Below are 12,883 nucleotides of genomic sequence, written 5' to 3' on the forward strand. Positions count from 1 at the left end.
CTATAACCAATTCACAAATGTTAGCTAAATCTTAAAGGTCATTACTGGTAATGTCGCGTGATTTGCAATATCCTCACTAATACTTCCTTCGAAGAAATGAGCTAACCCCTTTCGTCCATGTGTAGGAATAGCAATTAAATCTGCACCAACTTTATTAGAAAAGTTTAAAATTCCCTCTTCAACAGTATAATCACTAATATAGTGAATACTTTCTACTTTATCTAAATTACCTTCTGCTTTGTTTAAAAAATTCACAACACCTTGTTCTATTTCTAATGAACTTTTGAATCGGTCGTTTGGTAAATTAACATGTACTAAATACATTTTTGCATTCATGTTCTCAATCATTTTTTTTGCTTTTAAATAGGGCTCAATAGAATCGATCGAAAAATCACATGCATAGACAACCACTTCAAAATCTATTTCTGGCAAATCCTTTTTAACAACTAAAACTGGGATTTCTGAATGCCTTACAACACGCTCTGTATTAGAGCCAACGAAAAACTCCTTCATTCCGCTTGAACCATGAGATCCCATTACGATAATATCGGCATTATTCTTTTTTGCAACATCGTTAACCTCACTAAAAACCTTAAAATGCTTAACAATAGGAATAACTGTTATGCCCTTTAAATAGTCCTTTTTCAAAAAATCTGTAAACCTTTGTTCCGCAAGCTTAAAGAAAAATATTGCCTTTTGATTTTGAAGATCTTCTGATGAAGTAAGCATGACATCAGACATTTCAAGCATATGTAATGCTAATAGGTCTGCGTTGTTCTTTTTAGCCAATTTAGCAGCTGCTTTTAAGGCATATTCTGAATGTTCAGAAAAGTCTATGGGTACAATTATTTTTTTCATGATCAAATATTTTAAGGTTAAACAGTCATAGAGAACAACTTAGTGTCTGGTTGTTTTCTTTGCAATAATAAATCGAATGCCATACAAACATTTCTAACAAATGAACGGCCTTTTTTTGTCACCTCAACATAAGTACTTCCTATGTTGATTAATTCATCAGCTTCCATTTCTTTCAGCTTAATGAGTAGCTCTGGTAATTCCTCGAAATACATATTGTCTTGCTGCCAAGATGTTTTAAATTGGCACATTATATTCAATATATGCTTTCTAATAATTAAATCTTTTTCATTTAAAATATGACCACGAAAAACGGGTAAAATATTCTCTTTCAATAAATGATGATAGTCTTCAATTGCTTTAACGTTTTGCGAAAAACCATACCAACTATCGCTAATCGATGATACGCCTAAACCAATCATAGCTTGTGTTTTTGATGCTGTATATCCCATAAAGTTTCTATGCAACTTCCCCTCTGTCATAGATTGGTATAAACTATCGGTTGGCAATGCAAAGTGATCCATACCTATTTCATGATAACCAATTTCGGTTAGCAATTGCTTCCCTAACTCGTATTGTGTTCGCTTTATAGTTGCATCAGGCAAATCAGAATCTTTAAATCCACGCTGACCATTACCTTTAATCCACGGAACGTGTGCGTAACTATAAAAGGCTAACCTATCTGGTAGTAAGGCCTTTGTTTTTATAATGGTTTCTTTTACATGTTTAATACTTTGAAATGGTAATCCAAAAATAATATCATGACCAACTGAAGTGTATCCTATTTCTCTTGCCATGTCTGTAGCTCTTTTTACATTCTCAAAAGGCTGTACTCTTCTAATGGCTTTTTGTACTGTTTCATTATAATCTTGAACGCCATAGCTAACGCGTCTAAAACCAACATCGTACAATGCCTGTAAATGTTCTTTAGTGGTATTATTCGGATGTCCTTCAAAACTAAACTCATAGTTTTCCGCAAGGTTAGAACATCTCAAAATCCCGTTAATTAATCGCTTTAGATTTTCTGGGCTGAAAAATGTTGGAGTTCCTCCTCCTAAATGGATTTCTTTGATTAGAGGCTTAGAATCTAAAATTTCTAAATATAAGCCCCACTCTTTTAAAACCGCATCAATATAGGGCGATTCAACACTGTGCTGTTTCGTTATACGTTTGTTACATCCACAAAACGTGCACATACTTTCGCAAAATGGCAAATGAATATATAAACTTATACCTTCATCTAAATTGCTTTCAATAAAAGATTGTTTTAAAGACGTTCTCCATTTTTTTAGCGAAAACGTATTGCTGTCCCAATAAGGAACGGTTGGATAGCTGGTATAGCGAGGACCCGCTACATTGTATTTATTTACTAATGAACTTAACATACCTAACAATTAATACACCAAAACTACAATATGGTTTTACCAAAAAATATGACATATGTCATATTGAATATTTGCAATTCTTTGAATTATCCACTAACTTTCCATGAATTAAAAATCCACTAGAAATGAAAAAAATTAGCTTCTTATTAATTGTCTTCGCATTAAGTTTAAGTTCATGTAAAAATGAAAAAAAAGCAGAAAAACCTATTGAAAGTGAACCTGTGGTAGAGGAAGTAAAAGTTGAGACCCCAAAAAGCATTACAGCAACTTTAAGTGCAAAAAGTGACAGTAATGTTTCCGGTGAAGTTATGTTTAAAGAAGTTAATGGTACAGTTGAAATGAGTGCTGTTATGAGTGGTTTAACTCCTGGTGTTCATGCGATTCATTTGCATCAAACAGCTGACTGTTCTTCAAATGATGGGAAATCCACTGGAGGCCATTGGAATCCAACTAACCAACCACATGGGAAATGGGGTGCAGAAGAAGGTTATCATAAAGGGGATATCGGTAATTTTACAGCAGATGAAAATGGTAACGGTATGGTTAAATTTTCTACGAACGAATGGTGTATTGGTTGCGACGATGACACCAAAAATATCGTTGGTAAAGCTGTTATTGTGCATGCTGGTGAAGACGATTTAACGTCTCAACCATCGGGAGCTGCCGGAGCTCGAGTAAGTTGTGCAGGAGTTATAGAATAAAAAAACTTATTTATTAAAACCATTAATACGTATTTGATTTGTTCTTAATATGATTGATTGAGCGTTTAATTGGTTTATAATGACTTATATAAATAATCATATTATGAAAAAACAACCAAAAACTTCAAGACGGAGTTTTTTAAAAGGCGCTTCCTTAATAACAGCTGGATTTGTTGCCTCTCCTTTATTAAGTTCGGCACAAACAAACCTTCCTAAAAAAGAAGATAACAGTATTTATTTAATTGGACCTCAAGAAGGTTACTCACCTCATATTGGAGCTCTGCTGTCTACAATGACCATGATGCGTAAATGGGTCATTAATACAGTAAACGATTTAACTGTTGAACAATTAGATTTTCAAATAGACGAAAAATCTAATGCTGTTGGAGCTATGCTACTGCACCTTGCAGCTACAGAACGCTATTACCAATTAAACACATTTGATAACCTAGATTGGGGAACTTGGGATAACGCCATAAAAGAAAAATGGGATGTTGCGAGCGGTTTAGGAGAAAAGGGGCGTGAAGAAATTAAAGGTCATGACGTTAGTTACTACTTAGCGAAACTTGAAGAAGTGCGTAAGGTTACTGAAAAAGAGTTCGCTAAACGAGATGATGACTGGCTAATGAAAGCTGAACCCTTCTTTGAGGGAAAACAAACCAATAATTATTGTAAGTGGTTTCATGTTTGCGAACATGAATCTAATCATCGAGGACAGATGAAATTTATTCTCAAAAGACTGCCTTCATAAAATAAAATAACCACCATTAAAAAAGCCTATCAGAAAGTTGATAGGCTTTTTTTAAAGAAAAAGTTTAAGTTAGTTTTTCTTCTTTTTCGCTTCTAATTTATTTACAGTATCATACATAATCGGAGTTGCTATAAACAACGATGAATACGTACCTACAATAACACCTACAATTAATGCGAACATAAATCCTCTAATTGAATCACCTCCAAAAATAAATATGGCTAATAAAACTACTAATGTCGTTAACGAGGTATTCAATGTTCTACTTAAAGTACTGCTTAATGATGAGTTAACCACAAGGTTAAATTCCCAACTAGTGTGCTCATTAAAGAATTCACGAATTCTATCGAACACAACCACCGTATCATTTAATGAGTAACCAATTACTGTAAGTATCGCAGCAATAAAAGCCTGATCTATTTCCATGTTAAAAGGCATAAATCTATAAGTCAACGAGAATATCCCTAATACGATTAATACATCATGAAAAACTGCAGCAACAGCACCAAGAGAGAATTGCCATCTCTTAAAACGAATTAAGATATATAAGAATACAACAATTAAAGATCCTAAGATTGCCCAGAAAGATGCTTGCTTAATATCATCTGCAATAGTTGGACTCACCTTGTAATACTTCATTAATCCAATAGTTTTAGTATCGGCATCACTTATAAAATCATCATAAGAAACTCCATCTAAATGTGGTACTAAAGCATCGTATAATGACTTCCTAATTTCTTCATCTACTTCAGCTCCAGTTTCATTCACCTTGTACTTCGTAGTTATTTTTAGCTGATTGGCATCTCCAAAGGTTTTAGCATCGGCACTTCCAAACGCGTCAGATAACGTTGCAGAAATTTCAGAAGGACTAACATCTTGTGCAAAACGTACTTGATAGGTTCTACCTCCGACAAAATCAACACCTTGATCTAATCCATTAGTGAATAAAGAGCCTAATCCAATAGAAATGATAATACCAGAAATAATATACGCTACTTTACGCTTTTCCAAGAATTTAATGTTTATGTTTCTAAACAAGTTCTTAGTTATAGCAGTTGAAAAATCTAATTTCCCGCCTTTATTAACATACCAGTCTACTAAAAGACGTGTAATGAAAATCGCCGTGAATAAAGAGGTGCCAATACCAATTAATAAGGTTGTTGCAAAACCTTTAATAGGACCTGTACCGAATATAAATAGAATTAAGGCTGTTAAACCTGTAGTTATGTTGGCATCCAAAATAGATGATAAGGCATTACTAAATCCATCTCTGACAGATTCTTTTTGTCCTTTCCCTTTAGTAATCTCTTCGCGAATACGCTCAAAAATAAGTACGTTCGCATCAACCGACATACCAATAGTTAATACAATACCCGCAATACCTGGTAATGTTAATACAGCTCCTAAGCCAGATAAAATACCGAAGATTAAAAGTATGTTTAATAACATAGCTAGATCGGCAAATATGCCTCCTTTACCATAGTAGAAAATCATCCAGATTAGTACTAAAGCTAATGCGATTAAGAACGATGTTGTACCACTATCAATAGCTTCTTGACCCAAAGATGGCCCAACAACCTCACTCTGAATAATATCTGCCGAAGCAGGTAATTTACCAGCTCTTAATACATTCGCTAGATCGATAGCTTCGTTTAAAGTAAAATCTCCTGAAATAGAAGAGCTACCTCCAGCAATTGGACCAGTTGTTACACCTGGTGCAGAATAGACAACATCATCTAGAACAATCGCAATTTGACTTCCTTGAGTATAAGCTTTACCTGTCATTTCTTCCCAAATCTTCGCTCCTTTTGCGTTCATCTGCATAGATACTTCAGACTTTCCTGTAGGTCCAAATTGGTTTCTAGCATCGGTTACCACGGCACCACTTAATTGTGGGGTGTTTTCTCTGTTTCCAACTAAAGCATATAGGTCTACTAGTTCACTATCTTTCTCAGGCTTTCCAAAAACAAACTTAGCATAACGTTGCTCAACTGGTAATAACGATCTAACTTCTGGTTTATTTAAGTATTCAAGAATTGTTTCTTTGTCTTTTAACTCAAACTTGGCAATAATTGGCCCGCCTTGGTATCCTGGACCTCTTATTAAATCTAATAATGGGTTAACTGCTGCAACCGCCGTAGAATCTGTTTCTGCTTCTCCTAAAAGATCATCAATAGCTGCATCTTGAGCATCCTCTTCGTCTTGACTTTCAACCTCAGCAGTTTCTGTTTGTACATCAACTATATCTTTTAAAGTTTCATTTGCTTGCGATAAAAAGCCGAAAAATTGCTCGCCTTTATAAGCATCCCAAAACTCTAATTGTGCCGTACTCTGTAATAATCCTGTGGCACGTTCTACATCTTTAACACCCGGTAATTCCACCAAAATACGCCCTGAAGTTCCTAAACGTTGAATATTTGGAGATGTTACACCAAACTCATCAATACGCTTACGCAACACTTCGAAAGCAGAAACAATGGACTCGTCAATTTTAGTTTCAATAATACCTTTAACTTCATCATCAGTCATAGTACCATCAATCTCACCATCCAATGCTTTGGTATAAAAAATATCTGGTGATGCCAGCTTCGTATCTCCTTTAATGGCATCAAACGCCACGAAAAAATCTTCTAAATAAGTGTTCTGACTATTCTTTTGAAGTTCGGAAGCATCATCCAATGCTTTGTTGAACACAGGGTCTTTACTGTTATTTGCCAAACCTTTTAAGATATCTTTTACAGATACCTGAAGAATAACATTAATACCACCTTTTAAATCTAAACCAAGATTCATGGCTTTTTGTTTCACTTCATTATAAGTGAATTTAGCAATACCAATATTAAACACCGTATCGGTAGCTTTGGCTTGCAAAAAGTTTGCCTCTTCTTGACTACGTTTTGCACGATAATCATCTTCGGTTTCAGGAATTGCATTTATGGCAACCTGTTCAGCTTCCGCTTCAATTTGATTGGCTTTGAATGTGAATGATAACTGATAAATACTTACCAAACCAAACAAAAGCGCAAATAATTTTACTAATCCTTTATTTTGCATTTTTCTGTTTTTTTAAGTCAAATTTTTCATCGAAAGCATGCGCTTTCTGGAATTTGACAATTTATTAAGTTTAATTGTAATTGATTGAGCTAAGCATAATGATATACATAGCTATTATGAATATAATTGGAAAATATATTGAAAGTCTTCCCTAACAGGCAGGTCCTGCTCTAACTTCGGGAATGTATTGTAGTGTGCTTTTTATTGCAGTTGCAATAGAAGTGTATATTTTAAGCTTAAGTGAAGCTTTAAGATTTTCTTTTTCTGAATCTGTTTTAGCGGGGGTAGTAAATATTTTTGGCTTCGAAAAACGATCTGCTTTAGAGGTAAATTTGGATACTGCAATACCGTTTAAATCGGAATCTACATCAGTACTTTTTTGAATTTCATAAACATCTAAATTATAAGCTACTTCCTCCTTTTCGAAAGGAAATGACGAAGACTCTTCTTCCTCACCATCGCTAGAAGCAACATTTAATTCAGCTTTTATTCTTTTAGAAAGCAGTCCTTTTATAGTTAGAACTTCGGTGTCACTATAGTATGAAATTTTAATCTTTCCATCACTGTCTTCATTAACTACCACATTTTGAACACCCACCTCAAGCAATTGCTCTTTTACAATTGCTATAGTCGTTTTAATATCATCAGAAGTTAATTCAGCCTGAGAAAACTCAAATACAATTTCTTGATTGGGTAAGACAGTTCGCCCCTTATTTATAGTAAACAAAAGGGTTAACAGAATAATAAAAGCACCAAAGCACCATTTTTTCATGCGCCAAATATAAAAAAATAAAGACTGTATCGCTACAGTCTTTACATAAATATCAATTATAATCTATTGTCTACTATAATTCTAGTAGACCATTCGTCTTTTTAACACCTTCGGCACTCGATTGCATATGAGCTTTCTCCGCATCACTTAATGGTACATCAACGATTTTTTCAATACCGTTTCTACCAAGAATAACAGGAACACCAATACATATATCATCTAGTCCATACTCGCCTTCTAAAAGAGTAGAACATGGGAACATTTTCTTTTGATCGCAAGCAATAGCTTGTACCAAACCACTCACAGCAGCTCCTGGCGCGTACCATGCAGAGGTTCCTAATAGTTTAGTTAAAGTTGCACCTCCTACTTTAGTATCTTCTTTTACTTGGTTTAATCTGTCTTCACTCAAAAACTCAGAAACTTTTATACTATTTCTTGTCGCTTGAGACGTTAATGGCACCATACCTGTATCACTATGTCCACCAATCACCATACCGTCTACATCACTAATAGGGGCACCTAATGCTTCTGCTAATCTGTATTTAAAACGAGCAGAATCTAAAGCACCGCCCATTCCTATTATTCTGTTTTTTGGAAGGTTAGTTGATTTATGAGCTAAATACGTCATCGTATCCATTGGGTTACTTACCACAATAAGAATAGTATTTGGAGAATGCTCGATTAAACTTGATGAAACCGCTTTTACAATACCAGCATTAATACCAATTAACTCCTCACGAGTCATACCTGGTTTACGAGGAATACCAGAAGTAATTACACAAATATCACTATTTGCAGTTTTACTATAATCGTTTGTAATACCAGTAATTTTAGTATCAAATGCGTTTAAAGATGCACATTGCATCAAATCCATAGCTTTACCTTCTGCATAGCCTTCCTTTATATCTAATAAAACGACTTCTGAAGCAAAATTTTTAATTGCAATATACTCTGCGCAACTTGCTCCTACGGCTCCTGCTCCAACTACTGTAACTTTCATAAGTTAATTTTTTAATTATTTGAGATGAGTTAAATTTTCTGTCCAAAATTCATCATTTTTAAACATTTAAAATATGAATTTTGTTTGTTTTAAACATTATGAATTTTGAGTCACAAAAGTATGAATTAAAATGCTCTAAATGAAAAAAGCACAAGATTTTATCTTGTGCTTTTAAGTTATTTTTTGATTGGTTATTATCTAAAACTAAATGCTATTCCAGCTGAAAAAATATTGTACTCCTGCAATGTATAACTTCCATACATTTTAAAGAATCCTAGACTTAATCTAGCTCCTAATGTAGCTCCAAAGCCACTAGCATCGAAATCTAAATCAATAGGGTCTGTTATAGTATCTACAACTGTCCCACCATTATACTCTAGATTATAAGTACCTAACATTTTTAGTGTTGAACTACCTCCAGAGTAACCAAAACCGCCATAAACATTAATTATTGGAAAGTTTAATGATGCAATTGCTTGAGCTGTAAATGAATTTAAATCGAACTCAGCTCTTTGATTTTGCCCTGTAAACGTATTTTGATCAATTGCATAATCTACATTCATTGTCGTATAAGCTGCCAGTAAAGAAACGTGTAAAGGCAACTTCTCTAATGGTCCAAATAGGCTTGTAATTTCTTTTTTAAGACCTATCCCGAACAAACTCCCTTTAACATCATCATCACCTACTTTAGGAACTGCTCGTAACATGACATCAAACTTGTAAGGAAGTCCTACGCTAACTTGAATTGCCGGCGTAGGAACAGAGCCTAAAGGAAGATCATCTTGAATACCTTCAGGCATCTCGAAGGTCGCAGCAACAGGTTGACCTTGAACAGTTGTGGTAACCACCAAATTAGCACCATCACCAGAACCCATAACTGTTGGCGAGGTTACTGCACCAGATGGTAAGTTTATAGATTCCAAACCAGAAAGTGTAAAAATTTCGTCTTTTGAAGGAACAAAAGAAGCATTTAGACCAATTGCTATATCGAAGCCTAATTTCTTATGAGCTTTGGCTGTATGATACCATCCACTATTCATCCCGTATATTAATCCCGTCATTGCTGGATTAATATATGCTTCTGTTAATTTGTTAGCATCTTCTCTTGCTGCTAATAATATACTTTCTAATTCTTGTGATTTTGAAACTTGAATTCCAAAAATTAATAACATTAGTAGGGTTAACTTTTTCATTTATCTATTTAATTTGGTTAAAACAAAAATAGTAGTTTTTTCACACAAAACAACATTTTATCGTTAAAATTGAACATTTAATCGTATTTTAATTTATATTAGCTTAAAAAAGAAATGAAAAAGCTTACTCTGTTTTTTGTAATTCTGCTTACTTTCTTCTACAGCTGCTCGAAGGATGACACTTCAAATTCTGAAAATACAGTAAATGTATTTGACAATAGGCAAGCCACTGGAAGTAGTGCAAACGATATTCTATCAGATGCCATTTTTAAAAGCATTATTGTTGAACTTGTTTTTGTAGAAGGTTTAGAACCAACACAAACAGCTATAGATAACTTTGTTTCATTCTTACAGGCAAGAACTTTTAAGCCTCAAGGTATCACAGTTGAAAAACGCTCTATTTCATCAATGGGAAAGGCTGTTTATTCTATCGAAGAGATTGCAGATGTTGAACGAGAAGAGCGTATTAACTATAATACAGACGATGAAATAGCTATATGGGCCTATTTTACAGATGGAAAATCAGAAAATGATACTGACACAGAAGCAGTTTTGGGTACAGCGTATTGGAACACCTCATTTGTGATTTATCAAGAAACTGTTGAAAACCTAAGTAATAGTCCACAAGAGCCTAATAGAAGTCTTCTCGAAACAACAGTTATTACCCATGAGTTTGGTCATATTCTCGGGCTTACAAATTTAGGAACACCTATGCAAACCAATCATGAAGACCCTGAAAATGAAAAACATTGCGATGTTGAAAGTTGTTTAATGTTTTGGACTTCCGAGACTGGTTCGGCAATAAATAATATGGGCAGTATGAATTCTGCTCCGCAATTGGATAGTCAATGCATCACCGACTTACAAGCTAATGGTGGCAGGTAAAATAATAAAGCTGCTTAAATTAAATTTAAGCAGCTTTATTTTATATTTAACCTTATTTTATGCGTCTATATTAGCATAAACGGCATTCTTTTCAATAAACTCTCTACGAGGTGGTACTTCATCTCCCATAAGCATTGAGAAAATTCTATCGGCCTCCGTACCATTGTCAATTTGCACTAAACGCATGGTTCTAAACTCAGGGTTCATAGTTGTATCCCATAGTTGTTCTGCATTCATTTCTCCAAGACCTTTATAACGTTGAATTTTAGATCCATCTCCAAAATCAGAAATAATTTCGTCACGTTCTTTGTCTGACCAAGCGTATTGTTTTTTAGCACCTTTTTTAACTAAATATAAAGGCGGTGTGGCAATATAAACATGTCCTTCTTCTATTAACTCCTTCATATACCTAAAGAAGAAGGTTAATATTAAAGTTGCAATGTGGCTACCATCAATATCGGCATCACACATAATCACAATTTTATGATAACGCAACTTTGAAAGGTTTAATGCCTTGCTATCTTCTTCGGTCCCAATAGTTACGCCTAAAGCGGTAAAAATATTTTTAATCTCTTCATTTTCAAAAACTTTGTGAACCATCGCTTTTTCAACATTCAAGATTTTTCCACGAAGTGGAAGGATTGCTTGAAATGCTCTATCCCGACCTTGTTTAGCTGTTCCGCCTGCTGAATCTCCCTCAACAAGAAACACCTCACATTTAGCAGGATCTTGCTCCGAACAATCACTAAGCTTACCTGGTAATCCCCCAATACTCATAACTGTTTTACGCTGCACCATTTCACGCGCTTTCTGAGCGGCATGACGTGCTTGAGCCGCAAGTATCACCTTTTGCACAATGATTTTTGCATCATCTGGGTGTTCCTCTAAATAATCGGTAAGCATTTCTGATACGGCTTGACTTACTGAAGCAGACACCTCACGATTTCCAAGTTTTGTTTTGGTTTGACCTTCAAATTGAGGCTCTTGAACTTTAACAGAAATGATGGCCGTTAAACCTTCTCTAAAGTCATCGCCTGCTATATCAAACTTCAACTTATCGGTTAGCCCAGAAGAATCTGCGTATTTTTTAAGGGTATGCGTTAAACCACGGCGGAATCCTGATAAATGCGTTCCTCCTTCATGTGTATTAATATTATTTACATAAGAATGTAAATTTTCAGCATACGACGTGTTATAAATCATCGCTACCTCAACAGGAACACCATTCTTTTCGCCTTCAAAAGAAATAACATCCTTCATTAAAGGTTCACGGGTAGCATCTAAGTATTTGATAAATTCTTTAAGACCTTCTTCAGAATGAAATGTTTCTCCTTCAAAAGTTCCATCTTCTTTTTTATTTCTTTTATCAATTATATGAATAGTAATGCCTTTGTTCAAATAAGCTAACTCGCGAAGTCTACTCGCTAAGGTATCATAACTATATTCAAGAGTCTGCGTGAAAATGGTTGGATCTGGTTTAAAAGTAACTGTTGTTCCTCTTTTATCTGTTTCACCAACTTGTTTTACAGGATATAAGGTTTTACCTCGTTCGTATTCTTGCTCATATATTTTGCCTTCTCTAAAAACTGTCGCCTTTAAATGGGCAGACAAGGCGTTTACACAACTAACACCAACACCATGCAATCCACCAGATACTTTATAAGAATCTTTATCGAATTTACCACCTGCACCAATCTTAGTCATAACAACCTCTAAAGCAGAAACTCCTTCTTTCTTATGTAAGTCTACTGGAATACCACGACCATCATCTTCGGTGGTAATAGAATTATCCTCATTTATAGTTACCGTAATGTTATTACAATGTCCAGCTAAAGCTTCATCAATAGAGTTATCGACAACTTCATAAACTAAATGATGTAATCCACGTGCACCAACATCTCCAATATACATAGATGGACGCATACGCACGTGCTCCATACCCTCCAATGCCTGAATACTATCAGCCGAATAATTGTGCTTATTAAATTCTTCTTTAGGTTCGCTCATATTTAATTTATATATAATTAAAAGTTTAGTTTTATATCATAAAAAAATGACGCCTAAGCATCATCAACAACTCTAACAAATATACGAAATATTAAAACCGCTTAAAAGCATTTTAACGTGTTTATTCAATAATTATCAACAATTGTTAATTATTTAAAAGTCGCTTAAATCGCTTAAAAAGTGTCTTAAAATTGATTTTGATGATTTTTTAACTTTTACAAAATTCTTTAAAAACGATAATCCTTTAGACACGATATTATTGTGTTGTCCTTATTAAAAA

The 12,883-nt window shown here is 34.5% G+C and carries 10 protein-coding genes; 3 read left to right on the forward strand and 7 right to left on the reverse strand.

The window, feature by feature from the left end; translation table 11 throughout:
• Window positions 1-24: 24 nt before the first annotated feature.
• Both FEF17_RS13805 and hemN read right to left on the reverse strand, forming a co-directional pair.
• The gene (locus FEF17_RS13805) at window positions 25-858 is read right to left on the reverse strand and encodes a universal stress protein (RefSeq protein WP_139003000.1); all 834 of its coding nucleotides are present in this window, start codon (window positions 856-858) and stop codon (window positions 25-27) included.
• A gap of 17 nt (window positions 859-875) precedes the next feature.
• Window positions 876-2,240: an oxygen-independent coproporphyrinogen III oxidase gene (hemN, locus tag FEF17_RS13810; RefSeq protein WP_139003001.1), complete on the reverse strand. Its 1,365-nt coding sequence runs from the start codon at window positions 2,238-2,240 to the stop codon at window positions 876-878.
• A 125-nt stretch (window positions 2,241-2,365) separates the two neighbouring features.
• On the opposite strand from hemN, the gene FEF17_RS13815 reads away from it, so the two are divergent.
• On the forward strand, window positions 2,366-2,941 hold the full coding sequence (locus FEF17_RS13815; RefSeq protein WP_139003002.1) for a superoxide dismutase family protein: 576 nt from the start codon (window positions 2,366-2,368) through the stop codon (window positions 2,939-2,941).
• Window positions 2,942-3,044: 103 nt separating this feature from the next.
• Window positions 3,045-3,692 (forward strand): DinB family protein, encoded by a 648-nt coding sequence (locus FEF17_RS13820; RefSeq protein ID WP_139003003.1) that lies wholly within the window; start codon window positions 3,045-3,047, stop codon window positions 3,690-3,692.
• A gap of 69 nt (window positions 3,693-3,761) precedes the next feature.
• On the opposite strand, the gene secDF is transcribed toward FEF17_RS13820, so the two are convergent.
• From secDF to FEF17_RS13840, 4 genes are all read right to left on the reverse strand, one after another.
• Entirely contained in the window at window positions 3,762-6,746 is a 2,985-nt protein-coding gene (secDF, locus tag FEF17_RS13825) for a protein translocase subunit SecDF (RefSeq protein WP_139003004.1), read from the reverse strand.
• A gap of 151 nt (window positions 6,747-6,897) precedes the next feature.
• Entirely contained in the window at window positions 6,898-7,518 is a 621-nt protein-coding gene (locus FEF17_RS13830) for a hypothetical protein (RefSeq protein WP_139003005.1), read from the reverse strand.
• Between the two features lie 73 nt (window positions 7,519-7,591).
• Window positions 7,592-8,518 carry a malate dehydrogenase gene (gene mdh, locus FEF17_RS13835; protein WP_139003006.1) on the reverse strand — a complete coding sequence of 309 codons (927 nt, stop codon included), beginning with the start codon at window positions 8,516-8,518 and terminating at the stop codon, window positions 7,592-7,594.
• A 194-nt stretch (window positions 8,519-8,712) separates the two neighbouring features.
• Window positions 8,713-9,711 (reverse strand): DUF6588 family protein, encoded by a 999-nt coding sequence (locus FEF17_RS13840; RefSeq protein WP_139003007.1) that lies wholly within the window; start codon window positions 9,709-9,711, stop codon window positions 8,713-8,715.
• Window positions 9,712-9,825: 114 nt separating this feature from the next.
• On the opposite strand from FEF17_RS13840, the gene FEF17_RS13845 reads away from it, so the two are divergent.
• On the forward strand, window positions 9,826-10,596 hold the full coding sequence (locus tag FEF17_RS13845; RefSeq protein WP_139003008.1) for a zinc metalloprotease: 771 nt from the start codon (window positions 9,826-9,828) through the stop codon (window positions 10,594-10,596).
• Between the two features lie 57 nt (window positions 10,597-10,653).
• On the opposite strand, the gene gyrB is transcribed toward FEF17_RS13845, so the two are convergent.
• Window positions 10,654-12,603, reverse strand: a complete 1,950-nt coding sequence (gene gyrB / locus FEF17_RS13850; RefSeq protein ID WP_139003009.1) for a DNA topoisomerase (ATP-hydrolyzing) subunit B — start codon at window positions 12,601-12,603, stop codon at window positions 10,654-10,656.
• Window positions 12,604-12,883: the final 280 nt, after the last annotated feature.

Source organism: Hyunsoonleella aestuarii (genome assembly GCF_006148925.1).
GTDB classification, from domain to species: Bacteria; Bacteroidota; Bacteroidia; order Flavobacteriales; family Flavobacteriaceae; genus Algibacter_D; species Algibacter_D aestuarii.

Bases quoted from the DNA above. Each gene is read 5' to 3' on its own strand.
- FEF17_RS13830 (WP_139003005.1), bottom strand. From the start codon at position 7,518: ATGAAAAAATGGTGCTTTGGTGCTTTTATTATTCTGTTAACCCTTTTG.
- FEF17_RS13840 (WP_139003007.1), bottom strand. From the start codon at position 9,711: ATGAAAAAGTTAACCCTACTAATGTTATTAATTTTTGGAATTCAAGTT.
- FEF17_RS13845 (WP_139003008.1), top strand. From the start codon at position 9,826: ATGAAAAAGCTTACTCTGTTTTTTGTAATTCTGCTTACTTTCTTCTAC.
- FEF17_RS13805 (WP_139003000.1), bottom strand. From the start codon at position 858: ATGAAAAAAATAATTGTACCCATAGACTTTTCTGAACATTCAGAATAT.
- gyrB (WP_139003009.1), bottom strand. From the start codon at position 12,603: ATGAGCGAACCTAAAGAAGAATTTAATAAGCACAATTATTCGGCTGAT.
- secDF (WP_139003004.1), bottom strand. From the start codon at position 6,746: ATGCAAAATAAAGGATTAGTAAAATTATTTGCGCTTTTGTTTGGTTTG.
- hemN (WP_139003001.1), bottom strand. From the start codon at position 2,240: ATGTTAAGTTCATTAGTAAATAAATACAATGTAGCGGGTCCTCGCTAT.
- FEF17_RS13820 (WP_139003003.1), top strand. From the start codon at position 3,045: ATGAAAAAACAACCAAAAACTTCAAGACGGAGTTTTTTAAAAGGCGCT.
- mdh (WP_139003006.1), bottom strand. From the start codon at position 8,518: ATGAAAGTTACAGTAGTTGGAGCAGGAGCCGTAGGAGCAAGTTGCGCA.
- FEF17_RS13815 (WP_139003002.1), top strand. From the start codon at position 2,366: ATGAAAAAAATTAGCTTCTTATTAATTGTCTTCGCATTAAGTTTAAGT.